Below are 23,417 nucleotides of genomic sequence, written 5' to 3' on the forward strand. Positions count from 1 at the left end.
TTACCATACAATGGATATACAAAATATAAAAATCTTGCGATAATACGAAATGAGGAGAAACATTATCTTGAAATTTTTGATTCGCATGATGAAAAGGTGGAGACTCTTTTATGGATAGTCCTGCTGGAAGAAGAGGATTATTTCTCGTCATAACCGGAGCGATCTTATGGGGAATAAGCGGCACCGTCGCCAAAAAGCTCTTTCAACACTACGCCATCGAGGTCGATTGGCTGGTCACAACACGATTGCTTGTAGCCGGTATTTTACTTTTAGCCGTGCAATTGTTTACAAAAGACCGCTCTCAAATATTCGGTGTCTGGAAAAACAGAAAAGCAGCCCTGCGCCTGGTTATTTTCGCGCTGTTTGGCACGCTTGCGGTTCAATATACGTATATGGCTTCGATCCAGCACGGCAATGCCGCCGTAGCCACGCTGCTGCAATATTTGGCTCCGGTCATGATTATTATTTATCTCGTCCTGCGAAAACAAGCGGTTTTCACACGCCAAGACCTAGTAACCGTTTCCCTTGCTTTAGTCGGCTGCTTTTTGTTATTAACCAACGGCTCCGTCTCTCAATTATCGGTGCCGACGCCAGCCATTGTATGGGGAGTATTGTCGGGGGTAACGTTAGCGTTTTATACGGTATATGCGGTTCCTTTGTTGAAGCAGTACGATTCGCTTGTTATTGTCGGCTGGGGTATGATCATCGGAAGCGCCGCTTTAAGCTTTATCCATCCGCCTTGGCAGGCGGATTTTGCCGGCATGCCGCTAGAAGCCTTCTTATACCTGGTATTCGTGATCGTATTCGGTACCATGCTCGCCTTTTGGTTTTATATCGAAAGCTTGCAAACTCTTTCCCCCAAAGAATCAAGCCTTGTCGGCAGTCTGGAGCCGTTGGCGGCTGTGTTAACCACGGTTCTTTGGCTGAAAGAGCCGTTTGGATATTTTCAGTGGATCGGCACGTCCTGCATCATCGGGATGATTTTATTGGTGGCTTTGAAAAAGGCCCCTTCGAATCAAATCAACATCAACATTGGCTCATAAGCCAGATCTGCTCATTGCAAAAAACAAGCGCCGCCGTCCCTTGAGACAGCGGCGCTTGTCGCCTAACCGACCTGACGGAAGCGTCCTTCCGTTATTTCTTCTCTTCGTCCCGATGCGTTTCGAGCAGCGATGCGCCCGCGATGCCCGGATTCGTCATTTCGTACGGGTCCAAAATCAAGTTCAGCTCGTCTTCGCGCAGCACATCGTACAAGAGGCAGAGTTCGCGGACCGAGCGGCCGGTTTCGATCGCCTCGCGGGCGATTCTCGCCACCGGCTCGTAGCCCAGATGCGGGTTCAGCGCGGTAATGACGCCGACGCTCCGCTCCACGTACTCTTTGCAGTGGTCGATATTCGCTTGGATGCCGTCGAGGCAGTATGTTTTGAACACCTTGAACACCTGGCTCATCATGCTGAGCGATTGCAGCAGGTTAAACACCAGAACCGGCTCCATGACGTTCAGCTCAAGCTGCCCCGCTTCGGAAGCCAAGCAGATGGTATGGTCGTTGCCGATCACCTGGAATGCAACCTGGTTGACGACCTCGCACATGACCGGGTTCACTTTGCCTGGCATGATCGAGGAGCCCGGCTGACGCGCTGGCAGACTGATCTCGGACAAGCCGGTACGCGGTCCCGAAGCCATCAGCCGCAGGTCGTTCGCCACCTTCGACATGTTGATCATGCACACCTTCAATGCCGCAGACACTTCGGTATAGGCGTCGGTGTTCTGCGTCGCATCGACGAGGTGCTCCGCGCTGACCAGCGGGAAGCCGCTCAATTCAGCCAGCAGCTCCGCCACGCGCTTTATGTAGCGCGGGTCGGCGTTCAAGCCGGTGCCGACAGCCGTCGCGCCCATATTGATCTCGTACAAGTGCTGACGCGTCTGGGTAATCCGCTTGATATCTCTCGCAAGTACCCGGCGGTAAGCTTCAAACTCCTGGCCGAGACGGATCGGCACGCCGTCCTGCAAATGCGTCCGGCCCATTTTGATAACGCTATCGAATTCCTTCGCTTTAGCCTCAAAGCCTTCATGCAGCTCGTTCATCACCTCAAGCAGCTGATCGAGCAGCGTCAGAACGGCAATATGAATCGCCGTCGGGAAAGCGTCGTTCGTCGACTGCGCCATGTTCACATGGGTATTGGGACTAAGCGTAAAGTAGTTGCCCTTCTCGCCCCCGAGCAGCTCGATGCCTCGGTTGGCAATGACTTCGTTCGTGTTCATGTTGATCGACGTGCCCGCCCCGCCTTGAATCGGATCTACGATAAATTGATCGTGCCATTGTCCGGCGATGATTTCCTCGGCCGCCTGAACGATGACCTTCCCGAGGTTCGGATTCAGCTGTCCGATCTCCATATTGGCGATAGCCGCCGCTTTTTTGACCGTCGCCATGGCGATAATCAGCTCTTTATGAATCCGGTATCCGGTAATCGGAAAGTTTTCCACGGCCCGCATCGTCTGAACTCCATAGTAAGCATGGACCGGTACTTCCTTCGTGCCCAAAAAGTCTTTTTCCACCCGATATTGCGCGCTGGTCATGACCTGTCTCCCCTTTATGGCTGCGATAAGTTGCAACGGGATGAACTTACAAGCAGTGTCATCTCCATACGTTATTGTATCTCAATTTACCAATGGTTGAAAGGGCTTGACATCGAAAAATAAAACGTTTCCATGCTTGTCCCGTCAACTTCCGCGAATCAGTTGGTCCAGTTCCTCCCGGGACGGCAGAGCGGGAATGGCTCCCTTGCGGGTCGTCGTAAGCGCGCCGGCCGCATTGCCCGAGCGGCACACCTCGTCAAGCTCCGCCTCCGTCAGCTCGTCCGGACGCTTCCCGGATTCCATCAACCGGAACAATGCGCCCGAGAAGAACGCGTCGCCCGCGCCGGTCGTATCAACGGCATTTACCGCGAAGCCCGGCACCCGGCCCGTCCGCTCACCCTGACGATAAAAACTGCCGTCCGGCCCAAGCGTTACGAAGATCAGCGGAGTGCCGTACTGCTCCTGGAGCTGCCGGGTACCCGCCTCCAAGTCCCGCTCGCCGGTCAGAAAATGCAGTTCCTCCTCGGAGAGCTTCAGGACGTCGCTGTAAATCAGGCCTTCCAGAATGAGCCGCTTGGCACGGTCCAAATCCGGCCACAAGAGCGGTCGAAGATTCGGATCGAAGGAGACGAGCTTGCCTTCCCGGCGGGCAAAGGCAGCTGCTTGGAGCGTCGCCGAAGCCGAAGGCTCGTGCGTCATCGAGACGGAGCCGAAATGAAACAAGGCGGCTTCCCCGATCCGCTTCCAGTCGATCTCCGACTCCTGCAGGAGCATGTCCGCCCCAGGATTACGGTAAAAGCTAAACGAACGGTCTCCACTGGCATCAAGGCTGACAAAAGCCAGCGTCGTACCGGCTTCTGAGGTAAATACCATGCCACCCGTATCCACCCCGTGCTTCTCCAGCTCCCCCGTCAAAAAACGGCCGAACGCATCCTCGCCGACTTTGCCGATAAACGCCGTCCGTTTGCCAAGCTTGGTCAGCCCTGCCATCACATTGGCCGGCGCGCCGCCGGGATTTTGCTCGTACCGCGGCAGCCCCTGCCCGGACACGCCCGCTGGCGTAAAATCGATCAGCAGCTCTCCGATGGCGACGGCATCCAGTTTATTCATGTCCATCCTCCGTCCGTTTTATCAAATTCCGATCGGTTCACGTTGTCGGCGCTTGCAGCCTCTCGGATCAAAGCATTCCGGCTCCGCAGACGTTTCAGGCAACGTTCCATTCTATTGTAGTCGCAGGGAAATCAAGCCGTCAACGAACCCTGCCAACTTCAATGTAATTCAGGACGGTTGGAAACTCAAGTCTCCGCTTGGATTCGATCTTGTCTTTTTTCGAGCCCTTTGTCCCAAATCGATTATAATTGTTTTTCCCGTTGACAGTACAAGCCGCCCAATGGTACAGTGACATTTGTAGATTATTCCCAAAGAAAGGATGGCTGCCATATGATGCTCGCTGGAGACGAAAAATTTCGCGTACATCTTCTGGACAACCGGATTGTTCGGTGCAGCCACTCCGCGCTGGAATCGTAACGGCTCGTTCGCCGTTCTGCGAATTTCTTCCGTACACGCGGCGCATGGTTACGCACTCTCGTAATCGTGCGCCTTTTTTATCGGTCCGCAGCAGTTAATAACCCGCGTAAGGTGTTTGTTGCGAACAGATAAGCATCCCTTGGATACGGATGTATTAAGGCATATCGCTTACGAGCGGCATGCCTTTTTTGGCGTCGGTTTCCAAACGCCGCCGCATAACCATTCTTTATAGAACAGGAAAGGAGTACATTCACATGTTTATCGTATTAAAAAAGCTGCGCTGGTTTTTCGCCATGCACTGGAAACGATACACTTCCGCGATCCTGCTGCTGCTATTCGCCGGGATTCTGGAGGTTATTCCCCCGAAGCTGATCGGTTATTCCATCGACGGCATTCATCAAGGGACGCTGACCGGTGCGCAGCTTTATCAGGTGCTTGGCTTTTGGGCCGCAGTAGGTCTGTTGTGTTACGTGCTTACTTACGTTTGGATGTATCAGCTGTACGGCGGCGCCTTCATGCTGGAGCGTCTGCTCCGCTCGCGTCTGATGCGTCACTTCGCCAAGATGACGCCGACGTTCTACGAACGCAACCGGACGGGCGATTTGATGGCCCGGGCAACGAACGATCTGAATGCCGTCTCGGCGACCGCAGGCTTCGGGGTACTGACTCTGATCGACTCCAGCCTGTACATGCTGACGATCTTAATCATGATGGCGGTGTCTATTAGTTGGAAACTGACGCTCGCTTCTCTGCTGCCGCTGCCGCTCATGGCGCTGCTGATGAGCAGGTTCGGCAAGCGGATCCACGAGCGCTTCATAAGCGCGCAAGACGCGTTCGGCCAGTTGAACGACCAGGTGCTGGAGACGATCGGCGGCGTTCGGGTCATCCGCGCCTTCGTGCAGGAGAAGGCCAGCGAGGAACGGTTCCACCGCATCTCGGACGACGTGTTCCGGAAAAATATCGCCGTCGCCCGCGTCGATGCGCTGTTCGATCCGACGGTGAAAATTTTGGTCGGCATCAGCTATTTGATCGGTTTGTGCTACGGCGCTTATCTGGTGTTCCACAACGAAATTACGCTCGGGGAGCTGGTTTCGTTCAACGTCTTCCTCGGCATGCTGATTTGGCCGATGTTCGCGATCGGCGAGCTCATCAACCTCATGCAGCGGGGCAACGCTTCGCTGGATCGGGTCAACGAAACGCTCGCGTACGAGCCGGATGTGGAAGACCCGGCGAATCCCGTCCCGGTCGACGTGCCGGAAAGCATCGTATTCGACCGCGTGACGTTCCGCTATCCTTCTTCTCCTGGCGATAATCTCGTGGATATTTCGTTCAAGCTGGAGCGCGGTCAGACGCTCGGAATCGTGGGCCGGACGGGAAGCGGTAAAACGACGCTGCTCAAGCAGCTTCTGCGCGAATACCCTTCCGGCCAGGGAACGGTCCGGCTGTCCGGCGTGCCGGCTGACCGGATCGATCCCGATACGCTTCAAGGCTGGATCGGCTATGTGCCGCAGCAGCCGATCTTGTTCTCGCGGTCGATCCGCGAAAATGTTACGTTCGGCCGCAGCCATGCGAACGAAACGGAAGTGCAGCGGGCGCTGGAGCTCGCCTCGTTCGCCAAGGACGTGCACTTCCTGCCCGAAGGTCTGGAAACGCTGGTCGGCGAAAAGGGCGTCGCTTTATCCGGCGGTCAAAAACAGCGCGTGTCCATCGCCCGCGCCTTGATCGTCGATCCCGAAATTCTCATGCTCGACGATGCGCTATCGGCTGTCGACGCCAAGACGGAAGCGGAAATCATCACGGGGATTCGCCAGGAACGCGCAGGCAAGACGACGCTGATCGTCACTCACCGGCTGTCGGCCGTCCAGCATGCCGACTGGATCGTCGTGCTGGATGAAGGGCGGATCGCGGAAGAAGGCACCCACGAAGAGCTGCTTCAGGCCGGAGACTGGTACAAGGAGCAGTACGACCGCCAGCAGCTCGAAGCGAATATCGGGGCGTAGATCCCCGTTCAAAATAAGCGAAGCGGACGAAATCGCTCCGGAATAGCGATCCGTCCGCACAGCGGAAACGAAGGTGATTCCTCATGAAACAAACCGGTATCCGGTTATACCGCTATGCGGCGTTGTTCAAGCGGCCGATCCTGATTGCGCTCATCCTACTGACCGCAGCTGTCTGCGCGGAGCTGGCCGGACCGCTTGTCGCCAAACAAATGATCGATCGCCATATTCTCGGCGTGGAATACCCCTGGTACGAGGCGGCCGAAGGAAGCAAAGACGCCGTCGTCTACGATGGCAAGGCGTACAAACGGCAAGACCGCTGGGCGGAAGGCGAAACAAAGGGACGCGAAGTCCGGGTGCTGCAGGTCGGGCGCGGCTACTATTTCGTCGACGGCCCGCTTCGCTTCGACGGTCAGCGCAGCGTGAAAGAGAACGAACTGACAGTGGTCGGCGATAGCGGGCAGGCCGTCTATCCGGTGCGGGAGCTGATGACGCCTCAACTTTATGCCTTTTACGAACCGGAATTTGGACGGCTCGTCGTGCTGGCGACCTGTTATTTCGGGCTGATCGTGCTAAGCGCTCTGCTTGTCTACGGGGAGAAGTACCTGCTGCAGACAACCGCCAACCGGATCATTCAGAAGATCCGCAAAGACGTGTTCGCCCAAGTCGGACGGTTGCCCGTTAACTATTTCGATAACTTGCCCGCAGGCAAAGTCGTGTCGCGTATTACGAACGATACCGAATCGATCCGCGAGCTGTACGTCAACGTACTGTCGAACTTTTTTTCCGGTATCGTCTACATGGCGGCCATTCTCGGCACGCTGTTCTTTCTCGATGCGAAGCTGGCGCTGATCGCACTTCCACTGGTGCCGATCCTTTACGTGTGGATCGTTGTATACCGCCGTTTCGCCTCTAAATACAACCATACGATCCGTTCCAGACTCAGCGACATCAATGGAATGATCAACGAATCGATTCAAGGGATGCCGATCATCCGGGCGTTCCGCCGGCAGAAGGAAACGCTTGAAGAGTTCGAGCAGCATAACGAGCAGTATTTTAAGTACAAGAACAAGTTGCTCAGCTTAAATTCGATCACCTCGCATAATCTGGTGAGCGTCATCCGAAACGTTATTTTTCTGACCGTCATCTGGATGTTCGGCGGCGGCTGGCTTGGCACGCTTGTCACGGTCGGGATGCTGTACGCCTTCGTGGATTACATGAACCGGATGTTCCAGCCGATCGTCGGCATCGTGAACCAGCTCAGCAATCTGGAAACGGCCCTTGTGTCGGCGGAGCGCGTGTTCGAGCTGCTGGACGAGAAAGGTACCGAAGTAGCCGAAGGCAAACTGGAGCGCTATAAAGGAAATGTCGCCTTCGAGAACGTCTCGTTTGCCTACAAGCCCGGCGAGGACGTGCTCAAAAACATTACGTTCCGCGCCCGCTCGGGCGAGACTCTCGCGCTTGTAGGCCATACCGGCTCCGGCAAGAGCTCGATCCTGAACCTGCTGTTCCGGTTCTACGAGGTCCGGGAAGGACAAATTCTCATCGACGGCCGGGATATCCGGGACATTCCGCAGCAGTTGCTCCGCCAGCATATGGGGATCGTGCTGCAGGACCCGTTCCTGTTCACCGGAACGATCGCCTCGAACGTCAGCCTGGACGATCCCTCCATTATTCGGGAGCAGGTGGAACGGGCGCTTCGCGATGTCGGCGCATACGAGATGTTCGCCGCAATGCCCGGAGGCATCGACGAGCCTGTCGTCGAGAAAGGCAGCACGCTTTCCGCGGGTCAGCGGCAGCTCATTTCGTTTGCCCGGGCGCTGGCATTCGACCCGGCGATTCTCATCCTGGACGAAGCTACAGCCAGCATCGACACGGAAACGGAAGCCATTATTCAAGCGGCGCTGGAGGTGCTGAAGAAGGGCCGGACCACCTTTATCATCGCGCACCGGCTGTCGACCATCAAAGCAGCGGATCAAATCCTTGTCCTCGACCGGGGTGAAATTAAAGAAAGCGGGACACACGACGAGCTGATGCGGCTTGGGGGAAGATATTATCAAATGTACCGGCTGCAATCGGGTGAGCTGTCGGCGGAGAAAGCTTCCAAAATCAGGACCTCCGAAGGAGCTGTGTCCGGGCCGGCTATGGTATAATATGGTCATCACGCCTCAGGGAGGTACCCTATGTCCGTTATCTTTATCTTTATCCTTGTTATCATCGTTGTGCTGATCATTGCCGCTACTTCCAAATCCGGAAGAACGAACCAGCGCCGGCCGGGGCCGGTCCGCAGGACGACACTGCCTGCGCGAACGCCGGCAAAGCCGGATTACCGGAGCGAGCCGCGACCGGCCGGACTCGGACTTCAGCCCGGCGTTCCGCTGAAGCCGGCTGCAGACCGGCTGGAGCAAGTGCTGCAAGCGGAATACGGCGACCGGCTGCGGAAGCGGGTGCTCGACAAATATCCCTCCATGAGCGAGGACGAATACGAATGGAAGCTACTGGAGCTGAAACGATACTTTTTGATGACGGCCGTGATGAAAGAGGTGCCGATGTTCAGCGAAGCGGTGGACGACATCTGGCACGAGATGCTGATGTTCACCCGGGAGTACCAGCGCTTTGGAGAAACGCTGCTCGGCGCGACGATTCACCATGCGCCGCATACGGACGGCAGGCCGGACCCGGGCGGGCGCGCCTGGTTCGATTGGGTGTACGCGCACCTATTTGCGGCTACGCCGTTTACGGGGGAAATCTGGGGAAGCTTTTTCCGCTACCCGCTCGATCGACAGCGGATCGACGCGCTGAGCTCGGAGAGCGAGGCGGAGCTTGAGCAGCGGTGGTTCAATCACAAAGCGGCGGTCCAATTCCCTGAAATCGGGCAAACGGTCCGATGGTTAATCGAGCAGGCGAAGGACCAGTTGCGGCAGGCGGCGGTTAATCCGACCTACGCGGAGCGGCCTTCCGAATCGCACGGCCCTTCCTTCATGCCGTATTTGGCCGGCGCGATGCTGTTCTATTCGGTCACGGAATGGACCAACTTCGAAGAACAGATGCAGGGGCTACTCCCGGAGGAAGAAGCCGAGGAAGAAGCCAAGCGCGAGGCGGGGCACCAATCTTCCTCCAGCGGCTGCGGCAGCGGCATCTGGTCCGATAACCGCGGCGACGACGACGGCAGCGGCAGCGGTTCGTCTGGAAGCTGCTCGTCCTCAAGCTGCTCATCCTCAAGCTGCTCATCCTCTTCAAGCTGCTCCTCTTCGTCCAGCTGCGGTGGCGGAGGCGACTGATCTATAGACAGAAAAAGCCAAGAGACAGCAAAAGCCAAGCGCCCTTTTTCAGGGTGGCTTGGCTTTCTCTACGTGTTGAAGCCGTTCGCTTAGTGGTCAACTGTTACAGAACTTACCGGTTATAATCACCGACAATTCCTATCTTTACCCCTCTAAAAAAGTACGATCAAAATACGTCTTGAAATTAGGATATAGAAATTCTAACGAGGCTTTAAGCTCATCACGTTCGGTAGTTGTTTCGTCCATATCAAATAAGACTTCATGCTCAATCTGATAGATGGCACAACGATCTTCATCCGGGAGTTCCTTTAGATCGATACATAATATTTCGCCGTACTCTGTATCCCATGAAAATGGGAGGTACCCTAACTTGCATAGTAATGGATTATACATGTTTTTAATACCATCTAACGGCTTATCTATCCCTTGTTCGGGTACTACGTCAAAATAATGATGATATGTAGAAATGAAAGCCTTGTACCATTCTGGAAACGTCAGCCCAAATTCTTTTTCCAGTGCGCCAATATCGTCTTCACTCACAACAGAAGGAACCAGCTTCCAAATTGACCATTCATCTTTATCATCACCGTAATCCGCTGCTTTCATTTCATCCGGGACCCCTGGCCTCATCCATCTGCCGAAACCTTCCTCAGTAACTTGATTATAGCGCTCATAATAAGTCTCAAAGCCTTGTTTGATATAGTCGTGGATATTCATTGGTATGCCCCTTTACGAACAAAAATGGATCATTCAGAACAGATCGGAGACGGTGTCCCAATTGTAGAAGACCGGCAGCGCAATGCAGAGCAGCATCAGAAAGTAGCGGAATCCGCTTTCCTTGTACGAACCCGTTTCGATGGCCATAAATTTCGGTAGCAGCCGGAACTTGAACTTGATGGGCCACAGCAGCTCGACTCCCTGGTAATTAAACAAATCAATAAAGGCGTGTGACGCATACGCGAGCAAAAAGCTCCAGAACAGCAGTTCCGGAAGCGGCGTCAGCAGCGTGGCAATAGCGAACAGGAATAGAACGGAGTGCGTCATCGTCCGATGCCGGACGTTCGTGAGCCGCAGCACGAACGACAGCGGAAAAAATACTTTGGCCATCGTCGATCCCGGTTTGTCGATGTCGGCCAAAGGCCCTGCCAAGCAGCCAATCAGAAGCGCAGCGGCGGTTTCCCAGGACAGAAGCGGCACCTGAAAGTGCACCAGTACCCCTTCCGCGGCCAGCATACCGGCGACGCTGTGCGTTTTTTGCAGCATTCTTAGATCCTCCTTATTATTCTGTGTTGTCGCGGCCCGGCCAAGAGCTTCCTCATTATACCAAACATATGATCGCATTTCTACATTTCTCCCAACCGGATATAAATCCGTTCGCTGGCGGACCCTTTTTTCTCTTCCTCTCGCGCCTTCCATCCGCAATTGTTAAGAAACCGTTAGCGCATGCCGTCCAAAACGACGGGACAAGCTAATTTTTATCTAACCGAAATATGCTAATCTTTTTTTGCCCGGATATGAGGAATTTGTCGAACCCGGATCGTCTATATAGAGGACGCTGTACGATGCCGATTTGGAGCTTCGTGCCGTCCCGTGCACTTTATTTCATCAGGAGGCTGCTTTATGCAAAAATTCATGCTGGTGCTTGCCGTTGTATTTGCCGTCAACTTTGCCGCCACAGGCTCGACGCCTGCTACGCGCGCAGATAATAGCGGCCTCGTTACCGCGCACCGCGGCAGCTCGCATGCCGCACCCGAGAATACGGCGAGCTCGATTCGCCAAGCGATCAAGGACGGCGCGGACTATGCCGAGCTTGACGTTCAGGAGACGGCCGACGGGGTGATCGTGCTGATGCACGACGATAGCGCCAAACGGACGGCGGGAATCAACAAGCCCATGTGGGAAATCCCGTACGGCGAGCTGCGCCAAGCGAGCGCCGGCGATTGGTTTCACCCGCAATTTCGCCAAGAACGCGTCCCGACATTGGAAGAAATCATCGAGATCGCCCAAGGCAAAATCAAGCTCAACATCGAGCTTAAAAATAACGGTCATCAAAAACGGCTGGCCGAGGAAACAGTCAACATTATCGAGCGCCGCAAATTTACGGCGGACTGTACGGTAACGTCGTTCGATCCGGCGCTTTTGCGCAAAGTAAAGCAGCTCAATGCAAGCATTCGAACCGGCTTGATCGTAGGGCAGAAATCCGCAAAGCGCGAAGCGCTGTTTACGGACCGTAACTACGAAGTGCTCAGCGCCGCTTATCCTTTGGTCGACAAAGAGTTTATGCGTCTCGCCGCGCAGCATCGCAAGCTAGTGTTCGTCTGGACCGTCAACGACAAGAAGACGATGAACCGCATGCTGAAGCTCGGCGTCGACAGCATCATTACGAATGAGCCCGCACAGTTGGTCGAGCTTCTCCGCCAGCGCCGCGCCAAGTCCTGACTTCCCTGAAGAACAGCAAAACCCGCCTTGCCGCAGTCCGCACGGACCCGAAGGCGGGTTTGTTTTGTTTATGGGCTTCCAACGTGTCTATGTCGCGCTCTTGCGAATGACGAATTCGTTTTCCATCATGGTCCAGATGCCGGGATCTTCCATACCGAGTCTCCACAAAGCGATGCCTCGAATGCCCAGACGATCGGCAAGCTGCATTTTCGACCGGATGCTGGCCGCATTTTCAAACCAAACCTCGTGCTTGTTGCCGGATTCATCTGTATATGCAAACATCGGCGTCTGCGTTTTCTCGTCGAAGATGACTTCTTTATTATATTTTTTGGCTAAATTCATCGCCATGGAATAGGTCGCATACGTGTTGCGTCCCGTCGTTAAGTTGAAATCGAAGCCGAACACCGACACGGCGGCCGTAATTTTGGAGGCGGGCATTTTGGTCAGCGCGTATTTGACCACGCTTTCCATCCAGCCGATCGAGACGACCGGCCCCGGGCCGCTTCCCGGCCAGCCATGCTCGTTGTACAGCATGACCACAAGCTCGTCGACCACCTGGCCCAGTACGGAATAGTTGAACGGCGCCGAGAACGGGTTCGTCGGTTCGTCCGAGGTGCGCGACGGCGTATCGACCGAATAAAAATAGCCGTGATCCCGCAAAGCGCTGCCGAGCTCCCGGTAAAAGGCCGAAAGACGCTCCCGGTCCTCGAAACGAACATCCTCGAAGTCGATGTTGACCCCGTCGAAGTTGTAACGCTGAATCAGCGCGATCACGTTCGTGATGAACGCCTTGCGCGTATCCGGTGTAGCCAGCATCCCGCGGATGACTTCCTTGTTGACCTCCTGATGCCCTCTTTCGTACAACAAATTATGTATCGTCGGCAGCATTTTTACATTGTGGCGATGCCCGTGATCCACGACCTGCCGCATGTAGGCGTCGGTGAACGTTGCCGGAAATTTCTCAATTTCCGTCGGATTGGCCCGGTTGATGCGGAAATGAAACATGCCCACAGCGGACAGCTGCGCGGTATGCTCCACGAACACCTGATGCGAGCTGGGGAGCGTCGGACCTTCCTTCTCCGTGTAAAAGCCCAGCACCTGCTGCACCGGGCGTTCCCCGCCGTGAGGAACGACCCGGACAAGGTCCCGGAGCACCCAACCTATTCTTCCGTCGTACAGCCGCACCTGCACCCAGTCGCCTTCGATTCCCGTCACCGGCAGTCTGGCTCCCCGGTCCATCTGGTCGATGAGAGGCGATGTCGTTCCCGGATACTTGCGGATGTTCGCCGTGTTCGCATTAACAATGGCCTCCGTATAGACAGGAATACGGAGCCTTTGTCCGACCTGCAAAGCCGTTGACGTCAATCCGTTCAAAATCATGATCGCTTGGTACGTCGTCCCGTACTTTTGCGCAATCGAATAGAGGGAATCCCCCCGTTGAACAACATAAGTAATCATGGTCTTCTCCTTTGCGAAGCATGTTACTACTATTCGTATTCAGCAGAGGGACACAATACGATCGGTACGGGGAATTTTTTTGTCTGCCTGCAGCTGCCGGCTATCCGGAAAATATTTTTCTAGCGCGCCTTTCCGTAATATTGGTTAAAATGATAGCGGGACTTCACACAATGTATAGAGATCCGATGAAAGTAAGGTGGAACTGATAACATGGTCGATTTTGAATGGTATCGAAGCTTTATTGCGATTTACAAGCATAACTCGGTGTCGGAAGCCGCCAAATCCCGCATCATGACGCAGCCGGCCATGAGCCAGCATTTAGCTTCCCTGGAAGCGGAGGTTGGGGAACCCTTATTTATAAGAACTTCAAGAAAAATCATCCCGACGGAAAGAGGAAAACAGCTGTACTCGCAGCTGGCGCCTCTGATCGAATCGCTGGAGGAAACGACGATGGGATTCAAATCCGCTTCCCTGCCGAGTCTTCGAACGATCCGAATCGGGTCGGCGCATGAATTTTATCTTGAAGAAGTTATTCCCCGGCTTCCTAAGCTAAGCACCTGCACCATTAACCAGTTCGGAACGGCCGATCAGTTGCTGGAGCTGCTAAAGGAAGATAAAGTAGATATCCTCATTACATCCAAAAAGGTTGTGACCCCGGGAATTGAGTATGTGAAGCTGTACGACGAACAGTTTGTCGTGATAGCCCCTGTCCGGCTGGAAGTGCTTGAAACGGATAGTCTGAAGCGAAGAGAACAGTGGCTCGCCGCCCAAAATTGGATCAGCTACGGCTTGGAGCTGCCGATTATACGAAGGTTTTGGAGAGAGCACTTTAAAAAACGCCCGCTTATTAAGCCTGTCCATGTCATTCCTAATTTACATATCATTTTAAAAGCTATCGAGATCGGCGAAGGTTTAAGCATGATGCCTACCTACCTGCTGGAAAAATCGATGAGCGAGCGGACCAAAGTGATCTACGGGGATTTGTCCGTAAAAAACGAAATCTTTTTCGCCTATAAAATGAAGCATAAGCATCTGCCCGAAATTCACGAGCTGATGAAGCTTATCCACGAAAACGAATTATAAATAAATTTATGAATGAATCGTTATTTCATAATTTGTTTTATGTGTGATCTCGATTTAAAATCTAGACTATCGATTTCAACCGGGAGGAAGGCTGATAACGAATAAATCGCCTTCCTTACTTGTCAGGAGGGACTTTCTTGGGATCGCATAGTGTAGAGAATCAATCGATAGCGGCATTGAACAAAGGCTCAACCTTGGCTTTATACGCCCTAACGGTAGGCGCGTTTGCCATCGGGATGACGGAATTCGTCATCATGGGATTGCTTCCGGAAGTAGCGGCGGATCTTCAAGTCTCCATTCCGGCAGCCGGCCTGCTCATTACCGGCTACGCTCTGGGAGTCGCCCTGGGCGCTCCGTTCATCACGATGGCTACGCACAAGATGCAGCGTAAAACGCTTTTGCTCCTGCTCATGGCGATCTTTATCGCCGGGAACGCGCTCGCCGCGCTCGCGCCGGATTACACGGTTTTGATGGTGGCCCGCATTGTGGCTGCGTTGACGCACGGCTCCTTTTTCGGTGTCGGCTCCGTCGTCGCGGCCGACCTGGTTCCGAAGGAAAAGCGCGCCGGCGCTATCGCCATCATGTTTACCGGGTTGACCTTGGCGAACATCCTGGGTGTCCCCATCGGGACGTTCCTGGGCCAAGCCTATGGATGGCGCTCGACGTTCTGGGCCATTACCGCGATCGGCTTCGTGGCACTGCTTGGCGTCATCCTGCTGGTGCCCAAGGTGAAAGCCGCCCAATCGAGCTTGAAGCAAGAGCTCGGCGTGCTGCGCCGACCCACGGTTCATGTTGCGCTGCTGATGACGGTATTTGGGTTCGGAGGCGTTTTTACGGCCTTCACCTACATCACACCAATTTTGGTGGACATCACCGGGTTCTCGCCGGGTTCGGTATCGTACATTCTTGTCTTGTTCGGCCTCGGGATTACGATAGGCAATATTTACGGAGGAAAACTGGCGGACCGGAAGCTGCTGCCCTCGCTCATGGGGATTCTGGTTCTGCTCGCAGCTGTTCTCACCCTGTTCGGGCTGACGGATCATCATAAGATCCTGACGTTAATCACCCTGTTTATTTTAGGCATAGCCTCATTCGGGAGCGTACCGGGGCTGCAGCTTCATATGCTGAATACGGCTAAGGAAGCGCCCACTTTGGCTTCTACGCTGAACATCGCAGCCTTTAACCTCGGCAATGCCTTGGGCGCTTATCTGGGGGGCGTGGTGATCGACATGCAGCTTGGCGGAGGACTTCGCGCCGTTCCATACACCGCCGCTCTGGTGACGGTGGTTGGCATTTTGTTCACGCTCTGGGGAATCCGTCAACACAAAGACGCGTCAAAGGTTATCTCCTAGTAAGAAAGAAAAAGGGTATGTCATTTATGATTGTACGTAAGGCGCGATGGCCGCGTCCACTAGTAAAAAGCCCGGCACCTTAATCGGTACCGGGCTTCGTTTTGCCTTGCAATGCGATAGGCTTCTGCGCTTTTACGTTCGTCGGCAGGAGATCAGTTTTTCCGGGAGGTTAATTTGGCTTGCGTAAACAGCAGCAAGTAATCGTAGCCGCCCGCTTTGGAATCCGTGCCGGACATGTTGAACCCGCCGAACGGATGTACACCGACCAAAGCGCCGGTACACTTGCGGTTAATGTACAGGTTGCCGCAGTGCATCGTTTCCAGCGCTTCCTCGATCCGCTCTTCGTCCGAGGAGAAGAATGCGCCTGTCAAGCCGAATTCGGTATCGTTATACAGCGCAATCGCTTCTTTCCAGTCCTTCGCTTTGCCGATGGCGAGCACCGGACCGAAAATCTCCTCTTGCATGATTCGCGCTTTGCCGTCCACGTCAGCAAATACCGTCGGCTCGATATAATAGCCGTTGCCTTCCGCCTTGCCGCCGCCGGCAAGCAGTTTGCCTTCCGTCTTGCCGATTTCGATGTAATTCAAAATTTTGTCGTAGGAGCCTTGATCGATAACAGGTCCTACCGGGGCGTTGGTTTCCGGCAGCCCGACTTGCAGGGCTTTCGTCAATTCGGCGACCTTCTCGACCACTTCGTCGTACACGGACTCGACGATAAACGCGCGCGAGCCGGCCGAGCATTTCTGGCCTTGGAAGCCGAAGGCCGAAGCGACAATCGCTTGGGCCGCCGCTTGAAGATCGGCCGTTTCGTCGACGACAATCCCGTCTTTTCCGCCCATTTCCGCAACGATGCGCTTGATCCAGATTTGCCCCAAAGCCGTCTCCCCCGCCAAGCGGTTGATGCGCAGCCCGATTTCCTTGGAGCCGGTGAAGCTGACGAAGCGCGTTTTCGGATGCGTCGTCAAGTAATCGCCGACTTCCGCGCCGCTGCCCGGAATATAGTTAATGACGCCGGCAGGCAGTCCCACTTCTTCCATCAACGCCACGAATTTATGGGCGATGACAGGCGTCGTGGACGCAGGCTTGAGCAGAACGGTGTTGCCGGATACGACGGCAGCCGTCGTCATACCTACGCAAATCGCCAGCGGGAAGTTCCACGGAGGAATCACGACGCCGACGCCAAGCGGAATGTACGTCAGGTTGTTCGTCTCGCCCGCGATTTTCGTCAAAGGCTGGGTTTCGTTAGTACGGCTCAGACGCAGCATTTCCCGGGCATAAAACTCGATGAAGTCGATCGCTTCCGCGGTATCGGCATCGGCCTCAGCGTAATTTTTGCCGGATTCCAGAATCATCAGCGCGGAAAACTCATGTTTGCGCTGACGCATCAGCTCCGCCGCTTTAAACAAATAGTCCGCGCGCTCCGCAGCCGGAACTCGTTTCCACGATTCGAACGCCTGCAAAGCCACCTGCATCGCTTCTTCGGCCAAAGCCTGGTCCGCTTTGCTGACGCGTCCAATCACTTCATCCTTGTCTCCCGGGTTAATCGATACGATTTGCGCTTCGGTCATCACTTTTTTACTGCCGATATGCAGCGGGTAAACCCGACCAAGCTCGGCCTTGACCTTGGCGATCGCGGCTTCCATCGCCTTCTTGTTCTCTTCCTTGCTGAAATCCGTAAAAGGCTCATTTACAAAAGGCGTAACATTTGTCAACGTATTCATCGATTAGTCCCCTCTCCATGATCGGAATGAATTATTTAAACATATTTTTTAGCACAAACCAGACATTCGCAGGACGCTCCGCCAACCGCCGCATGAAGTAACCGAACCAATCGATCCCGTACGGAACGTAGACGCGCACCTTGTAGCCTTCGCTGACCAGCCGGTTTTGCAATTCCTCGCAAATCCCGTAAAGCATCTGAAACTCGAAGCGGTCGTTCGGAATGCCGTGCTCTTTGACAAGCTGCTTCGTAAACGAGATCATGTTCTCGTCATGGCTCGCAACCGCCGTATAGTTTCCGTTCAGCAGGTGCATTTTGATGATCTTCTTGTAATTCTCGTCGACATCTTTCTTTTCCGGGAAGGCCACCTTCGGAGACTCCTTGTAGGCCCCCTTCACCAAACGCAAATTCGCTTGAAGCTCGTTCAAATCCTGTATATCCTGCTCCGTGCGGAACAAGTACGCCTGAATGACGATGCCGACATTATCATAGGTCTGACGAAGCTCGCGGTAAATATCAAGCGACACTTGACAATGGGCGTAATCCTCCATATCGATCCGCACGAAATTGCCGTATTCCCGGGCTTTGTCCAAAATCCTGCGCATGTTGCTCATGCACAGCTCTTTGTCGATATCCAGCCCAAGCGAAGTCATCTTCAGGGAAAGATTGGATTGAACGCCCGATTCCGCGATCGCGTCCAACGTTCGCAGGCACATTTCGGTTGATTCCATGGCCTCGGCCTCGGTGGAAATAAATTCGCCCAAATGGTCCAACGTGACGACCCGGCCGGACTGATTCAGCTTGCGAACCACTTCAATCGACTGCGCGATCGTTTCGCCTGCGACGAAGCGGGCCGCGCCGAAGCGTAATCCGTACCGTTTTGCCAATTGATTCGCGGAGCGGTTTTTTCCTATCGCTTGAAACATATTCCGCATGAGCACTTCCATGGAATACCGAATCCTCCTTCTAGAATCATGCATTGTTGTCTAATGAAAACGTTATCCGTATTAAAATTATACAATTAAAAGACGAATTTGTACATATATTTAACAATAATTTTGTTTATTTTGATTAACTTGTCCATTTTTGAACACATTAAACACAATCAACAGCAATGCGGCAATGATAAAAACAAACAGGCTGTACAGCATGGACGGAAAAAGAACGAGCCATCAATGAACCCCAAGGTAAGCCTTGACCACGTTGTCGTCCGCAAGCAGGTTAGCGGCGCTGTCTTCCATCGTAATGGAGCCCGTTTCCAGCACGTAGCCGCGATGCGCCAATTTGAGCGCCGCCTTCGCGTTCTGCTCGACCAGTAAAATCGTCGTGCCCCCCCGTTGGTTGATCTGTTTGATGATCTTCATAATGTCGATGACGACGATCGGGGCAAGCCCCATGGAAGGCTCGTCCAGCATCAGCAGCTTAGGCTCCGACATGAGAGCCCGGCCGATGGCCAGCATCTGCTGCTCCCCGCCGCTTAGCGTTCCCGCCATTTGCTTGCGGCGCTCGGCCAGCCGGGGGAACATTTGAAAGACCATGTCCAGATTTTGCGTCAGCTTCGCCCTGTCCCTCTTCTTGATGAAAAATCCGAGCTCCAGGTTCTCCGTCACCGTGAGGCCTCCGAACACCCTCCGCCCCTCCGGCACGTGTACGACGCCCATTTGCACGATCGCATGAGGCTCTTTTTTCGTCACGTCTTCGCCCATAAATGCGATGCTGCCTCGAGCCGGACGAATCAGCCCGGATATCGTTTTCAGAATCGTGCTTTTGCCCGCGCCGTTGGCCCCAAGCAGCGCGACGATTTCCCCCTGCTGCACCGTAAAATCGACACCGCGGACCGCCTGGATTTTGCCGTAAAAGGTTTCCATGCGCTTCACGTCGAGAATGATGCTCATACCGCCTCATCCTCCTCTTCCTTGCCCAGATAGGCTTCAATCACCCGGGGATCGTTCAGCACGTCCTGCGGCGTGCCTTCCGCCAGCTTTTGCCCGTAATTCAGCACCATCATGTGATCGGAGACTTTGTTGATCAGCCCCATATCGTGCTCGATCAAGACGACGGGAATGCGGTAAGCTTCGCGGATTCGTCCGATCAGACCGATCAAATCCCGCTTTTCGCTGAAGTTGAAGCCCGCTGCCGGCTCGTCCAGAAAAAGGATTTTCGGCTGAATCGCCAAGGCGCGCGCAATTTCCAGATAGCGCTGGGCCCCGTAAGGCAGGTTCTTGGCCAGCCTGTCGGTGTACGCTTCAATCCCGACAAAACGGATGCACTCCTCGGCCACCTGCCGAATCCAGGCTTCTTCCTTGCGATGACCAGGCGTGCGCAGCAGCGCTCCCACCAGCCCTTGCTTCGTTCTGGAGTGCATACCGGCCATCACGTTCTCCAGCACGGTCAGGTTCGGAAATACGCGCAGGTTCTGGAACGTGCGGGCCATGCCCATCGATGTAATTCGGCTCGGCTTCTTCCCGACGATATTCACGCCGTGGAATAAAATTTCGCCGCGTGTCGGCCGGTAAAAGCCCGTAATCATATTGAACAAAGACGTTTTCCCGGCTCCGTTCGGCCCGATGACGCTCATCACGGCATTGTCCGGAATGTCGAAGCTCAGATTGTTCACGGCCGTCAATCCGCCGAATTGGAGATGCAGATTGGAAATTCGCATATTCGCCATTTCGCTCACCTCGGATTGCTTATTCTTTACCCCGGCTCTCGGGAACGAGTCCTTGCGGGCGGAAAATCATCAGGATCACCAGCGCGACGCCAAAGACAAGGAAACGGTAACGTTCGATATCGACATCCAAATGAATGAGCTTATTCAGATCCCGAAGCGACTCGGGAAGAACGATGACGATAATCGCGCCGATCACGACGCCGGAAATCCGGCCCAGACCGCCCAAGACCACGGCCAGCAAAATCATGACCGACTGCATAAAGTTGAAGCTTTCGGGCGCGATTGCCGTCATTTTGACCGCAAACACCGCGCCGGCCAGTCCGCCGAAAAAGGCTCCCACCGAATAAGCGGCCAGCTTGCTGCGCACCCGGTTAATGCCCATCGCTTCCGCCGCGTCCTCATCCTCCCGGATGTACGCCCAGGAACGCCCGATTCTCGATTGCCCGAGCCGCTTGGAAGCCACGATCGCAACGACCGCCAAAATCAGTATCGCCCAATAGCAGTACGTCAGGTTGTTGATCGTAACGCCCAGGAAAGTCGTCGGAGCAGGAAATGGGCTTAGGATGCCGTAAATCCCGGAGGCTCCGCCGGTAAATTCGAGATTTTTGGCCGATATTTTGACAATTTCACCGAAGCCCAGCGTGACGATCGCCAGATAGTCGCTGCGTAGCCGGAGGGTCGGCGCCCCGATAATGAGGCCGGCCACGGCGGCGAATATTCCGCTAAGCGCAAGGGCCAGGAAAAAATTCATTTGAAACTGCGTCATGAAAATGCCCGTCGTGTAAGCGCCGACCGCGAAAAATGCGGAATACCCGAGGTCTAGCAGCCCAGCGTAGCCGACAACGACATTCAGTCCGAGCCCCAGAACGATATAGAACACGGCGAGAAAGCCGACGTCCAGCCAATAAGGCCCGGCGAAGAAAGGGAAAAATGCGGCCAGCACCATCAGCGCCGCGAGCGCCGACGATTTGGCATTGATTTTGGGGCGATTTAAAACAACGGTTTGCTTCGTCGCATTTTCCATACGCTACATCCTCTCCGTCGCTTTTTGGCCTAAAATGCCCGTCGGTTTGACAACCAGCAGAGCGATGAGAATGAAGAACGCAAAAACATCCTTCCATTCGCCGCCAAATTGGTACGTGCCGATCGTCTCCAGCACGCCCAACGTCAAGCCGCCGAGCATTGCCCCGCGAATGCTGCCGATTCCGCCGATGACGGCGGCCGTAAAGGCCTTCATGCCAAAAATAAAGCCCATCGTAAACGTAAGGCTGCCGTAATAGCTCGCATTCATCATGCCGGCGGCAGCGGCCAAGAAAGAGCCGACGAAGAACGTCAACGAAATCACTTTCGTCACGTTGATGCCAACCAGACTGCTGGCCGTCGGATCGATCGCAATCGCTCGCATCGCCTTGCCGTAAATCGTCCGGTGGACGAACAGCTGCAAAGCGACCATAAGGAGTGCCGAGACGGCGATGATTCCGATCTGGGCATACGTGATTTTGGCGCCGAGCAGCGAGAACCCAGCCGTCGGCAGCGTTACGGGCATAATATACGGCTTGGCGCCATAAGCCGCCATAATCGTATTTTCAAGCACCAGTGACATGCCTACCGCGGTAATCAATATCGATAAACGGGGAGCCTTCAGCAGCGGCCTGTAGGCAATCCGTTCGATTCCCATCCCTAAAAATCCGGTGACGACCATCGCGATGAGAAAAGCCAATCCCAACCCCAGCAAGCTTTCTCCCGTACCGGTCAGCTTGGCCAATACCGTGTAGCCGACGAAAGCGCCGACCATGAACAGATCGCCATGCGCAAAATTGAGCAGTTTAATGATGCCGTATACCATCGAATAACCAAGCGCGATCAAGGCATAAAAGGAACCTACGATCAAAGCGTTAATCAACTGCTGCACAAAAATGTCGGTGGTAAGATGAAATTCCATCGGACCGCTCCTTTTTGAAAAATACGCGGCACGATCCTCGCATGTCGCGCGTTTGAGCTTCAACGTTCGATCTTACTTCGAAGGAGCGAAATTGCCTTCTTTGACTTGCAGTACAACGAAATTGGACTTCTTCAACGTGCCCTGCGGGGTGAAGGAAACTTGTCCGGTGAGCGTTTTCAAATCGGATTTGGCCAAAACTTCGGTAATCGCCTTCTTGTCGGTGGAGCCTGCGCGCTTGATGGCATTGGCCATCACCTTGATTCCATCGTATTGCAGAGCGGAGTACGGACCCGGCTCCTGGGAGAACTTGGCTTTATAATCATCGATGAATTTCTTCGCCTCCGGCAGGAATTCCGCCGCCGGGCTGCCGGTGATGAACGTACCTTCTGCCGCATCTTTACCGGCAATGTCGATCAGCATCTTGTCGTTCGCTCCGTCGCCGACTCCAATGATGCCGGAAACGCCTTGCTGCTTGAACTGCTTAATGAACAGGCCTCCACCCTTATAGTACGCCGTCCAGTACGTCGCGTCCGGCTTCGCTTGCTTCAGCTTGGACACCAGCGAGGAGAAGTCCGTTTCGTCCGGGTTCACGGCGTCAAATACGACGACTTTCGAACCGGCGCTCTCCACCTGCTTCTTCGTCACTTCCGCCAAGTCTTTGGCGAAAGCGGAGTTGTCGTGAATAATCGCAACTTTTTTCGCTTCGCTCTTATTGACCATATGCTTCGTCGCCACCTGCGCCTGATGCAGCCCCGTGCCGTTGATCATGAAGATTTCCGGAAATTTCTGATCGGCGATTTTTTGCGAGTCGGCGGCCGTAACGACCATCGGGATGCCGTTTTGATGGAACACGCCGGTGGCCGGGATCACCGCACCGGAGCAATAGCCGCCGACGACGGCGGTTACGCCTTCGGATACGAGCTTGTTGGCGGCAGCCGTAGCGGTCTGCGGATCGCAAGCGTCGTCTTGAGCGACAAGCTTTATTTTGCTGCCGTTAATTCCGCCCTCGGCGTTGATCTCGTCGGCCGACAGTTCTGCCGCCTGCTTCATGTCCTGGCCCATTTTGGCCTCGTTGCCGCTTAACGGGAACATCATTCCGATTTTAATTTCCTTGCCCGAGGCCAACCCTTCTGCCGCACCTGTCGCAGGCTTCGTTCCGTCGGGATTTCCTCCGCATGCTGTAAGCGATAACATTCCTAAAATAACGGCCCCAATTCCAATTGACGTTTGCTTTTTCATCGTTTAGACGACCTCCCGAGACTTTATTTTGTATGAAGCGATAAAGCAATCTTTTCAAAACCTTCTGTATGGGATTCTCAGCAAGCTTCCGCTACCATCACACAGCAAAGCAGCGCAAGATTAAAGCAAAT

19 protein-coding genes are annotated in these 23,417 nt (G+C 54.4%); 7 read left to right on the forward strand and 12 right to left on the reverse strand.

What is annotated here, in order from left to right; genetic code table 11:
- Positions 1 to 110 precede the first annotated feature (110 nt).
- On the forward strand, positions 111 to 1,043 hold the full coding sequence (locus BLO51_RS03960; RefSeq protein ID WP_090667090.1) for a DMT family transporter: 933 nt from the start codon (positions 111 to 113) through the stop codon (positions 1,041 to 1,043).
- A gap of 91 nt (positions 1,044 to 1,134) precedes the next feature.
- Here BLO51_RS03960 and aspA read toward each other — a convergent pair whose 3' ends face one another.
- Complete coding sequence (aspA, locus tag BLO51_RS03965; protein WP_090667093.1) at positions 1,135 to 2,577, reverse strand: aspartate ammonia-lyase; 1,443 nt, start codon at positions 2,575 to 2,577, stop codon at positions 1,135 to 1,137.
- Positions 2,578 to 2,721: 144 nt separating this feature from the next.
- Positions 2,722 to 3,687, reverse strand: coding sequence for a PfkB family carbohydrate kinase (locus BLO51_RS03970; RefSeq protein WP_090667096.1), 966 nt, complete (start codon positions 3,685 to 3,687; stop codon positions 2,722 to 2,724).
- Positions 3,688 to 4,358: 671 nt separating this feature from the next.
- Between BLO51_RS03970 and BLO51_RS03975 the strand changes: the two genes are divergently transcribed.
- The 3 genes from BLO51_RS03975 (at position 4,359) to BLO51_RS03985 (ending at position 9,382) form a co-directional block, all read left to right on the forward strand.
- Entirely contained in the window at positions 4,359 to 6,104 is a 1,746-nt protein-coding gene (locus BLO51_RS03975; protein ID WP_090667100.1) for an ABC transporter ATP-binding protein, read from the forward strand.
- 83 nt (positions 6,105 to 6,187) lie between these two features.
- Positions 6,188 to 8,254, forward strand: a complete 2,067-nt coding sequence (locus BLO51_RS03980) for an ABC transporter ATP-binding protein (RefSeq protein ID WP_090667104.1) — start codon at positions 6,188 to 6,190, stop codon at positions 8,252 to 8,254.
- A gap of 30 nt (positions 8,255 to 8,284) precedes the next feature.
- Positions 8,285 to 9,382 (forward strand): glycine-rich domain-containing protein, encoded by a 1,098-nt coding sequence (locus BLO51_RS03985; protein ID WP_090667107.1) that lies wholly within the window; start codon positions 8,285 to 8,287, stop codon positions 9,380 to 9,382.
- A 144-nt stretch (positions 9,383 to 9,526) separates the two neighbouring features.
- On the opposite strand, the gene BLO51_RS03990 is transcribed toward BLO51_RS03985, so the two are convergent.
- Positions 9,527 to 10,099 (reverse strand): SMI1/KNR4 family protein, encoded by a 573-nt coding sequence (locus tag BLO51_RS03990; protein ID WP_090667110.1) that lies wholly within the window; start codon positions 10,097 to 10,099, stop codon positions 9,527 to 9,529.
- A gap of 33 nt (positions 10,100 to 10,132) precedes the next feature.
- Entirely contained in the window at positions 10,133 to 10,645 is a 513-nt protein-coding gene (locus BLO51_RS03995; protein ID WP_090667113.1) for a metal-dependent hydrolase, read from the reverse strand.
- 357 nt (positions 10,646 to 11,002) lie between these two features.
- On the opposite strand from BLO51_RS03995, the gene BLO51_RS04000 reads away from it, so the two are divergent.
- Positions 11,003 to 11,821 carry a glycerophosphodiester phosphodiesterase gene (locus BLO51_RS04000; protein WP_090667116.1) on the forward strand — a complete coding sequence of 273 codons (819 nt, stop codon included), beginning with the start codon at positions 11,003 to 11,005 and terminating at the stop codon, positions 11,819 to 11,821.
- Between the two features lie 87 nt (positions 11,822 to 11,908).
- On the opposite strand, the gene BLO51_RS04005 is transcribed toward BLO51_RS04000, so the two are convergent.
- Positions 11,909 to 13,279 carry a glycosyl hydrolase family 18 protein gene (locus BLO51_RS04005; RefSeq protein ID WP_245719521.1) on the reverse strand — a complete coding sequence of 457 codons (1,371 nt, stop codon included), beginning with the start codon at positions 13,277 to 13,279 and terminating at the stop codon, positions 11,909 to 11,911.
- Between the two features lie 210 nt (positions 13,280 to 13,489).
- Between BLO51_RS04005 and BLO51_RS04010 the strand changes: the two genes are divergently transcribed.
- Both BLO51_RS04010 and BLO51_RS04015 read left to right on the forward strand, forming a co-directional pair.
- Positions 13,490 to 14,362: a LysR family transcriptional regulator gene (locus BLO51_RS04010; protein ID WP_090667119.1), complete on the forward strand. Its 873-nt coding sequence runs from the start codon at positions 13,490 to 13,492 to the stop codon at positions 14,360 to 14,362.
- 137 nt (positions 14,363 to 14,499) lie between these two features.
- Positions 14,500 to 15,714: an MFS transporter gene (locus BLO51_RS04015; RefSeq protein ID WP_090667125.1), complete on the forward strand. Its 1,215-nt coding sequence runs from the start codon at positions 14,500 to 14,502 to the stop codon at positions 15,712 to 15,714.
- Positions 15,715 to 15,866: 152 nt separating this feature from the next.
- Here BLO51_RS04015 and pruA read toward each other — a convergent pair whose 3' ends face one another.
- The 7 genes from pruA to BLO51_RS04050 form a co-directional block, all read right to left on the reverse strand.
- Entirely contained in the window at positions 15,867 to 17,435 is a 1,569-nt protein-coding gene (pruA, locus tag BLO51_RS04020; protein ID WP_090667128.1) for an L-glutamate gamma-semialdehyde dehydrogenase, read from the reverse strand.
- A gap of 31 nt (positions 17,436 to 17,466) precedes the next feature.
- Positions 17,467 to 18,381, reverse strand: a complete 915-nt coding sequence (locus BLO51_RS04025) for a proline dehydrogenase family protein (protein WP_090667131.1) — start codon at positions 18,379 to 18,381, stop codon at positions 17,467 to 17,469.
- A gap of 225 nt (positions 18,382 to 18,606) precedes the next feature.
- Positions 18,607 to 19,329 carry an ABC transporter ATP-binding protein gene (locus tag BLO51_RS04030; RefSeq protein ID WP_090667134.1) on the reverse strand — a complete coding sequence of 241 codons (723 nt, stop codon included), beginning with the start codon at positions 19,327 to 19,329 and terminating at the stop codon, positions 18,607 to 18,609.
- Complete coding sequence (locus BLO51_RS04035) at positions 19,326 to 20,105, reverse strand: ABC transporter ATP-binding protein (protein WP_090667137.1); 780 nt, start codon at positions 20,103 to 20,105, stop codon at positions 19,326 to 19,328. Before BLO51_RS04035 ends, BLO51_RS04030 begins: the two co-directional genes overlap by 4 nt.
- Positions 20,106 to 20,124: 19 nt before the next feature.
- Positions 20,125 to 21,129: a branched-chain amino acid ABC transporter permease gene (locus BLO51_RS04040; RefSeq protein ID WP_090667140.1), complete on the reverse strand. Its 1,005-nt coding sequence runs from the start codon at positions 21,127 to 21,129 to the stop codon at positions 20,125 to 20,127.
- Between the two features lie 3 nt (positions 21,130 to 21,132).
- The gene (locus BLO51_RS04045; RefSeq protein WP_090667144.1) at positions 21,133 to 22,047 is read right to left on the reverse strand and encodes a branched-chain amino acid ABC transporter permease; all 915 of its coding nucleotides are present in this window, start codon (positions 22,045 to 22,047) and stop codon (positions 21,133 to 21,135) included.
- Between the two features lie 72 nt (positions 22,048 to 22,119).
- Positions 22,120 to 23,286, reverse strand: coding sequence for a branched-chain amino acid ABC transporter substrate-binding protein (locus BLO51_RS04050; RefSeq protein ID WP_090667147.1), 1,167 nt, complete (start codon positions 23,284 to 23,286; stop codon positions 22,120 to 22,122).
- Positions 23,287 to 23,417 lie beyond the last annotated feature (131 nt).

It is taken from the genome of Paenibacillus tianmuensis (assembly GCF_900100345.1).
In the GTDB taxonomy this organism is placed as follows: Bacteria; Bacillota; Bacilli; order Paenibacillales; family NBRC-103111; genus Paenibacillus_G; species Paenibacillus_G tianmuensis.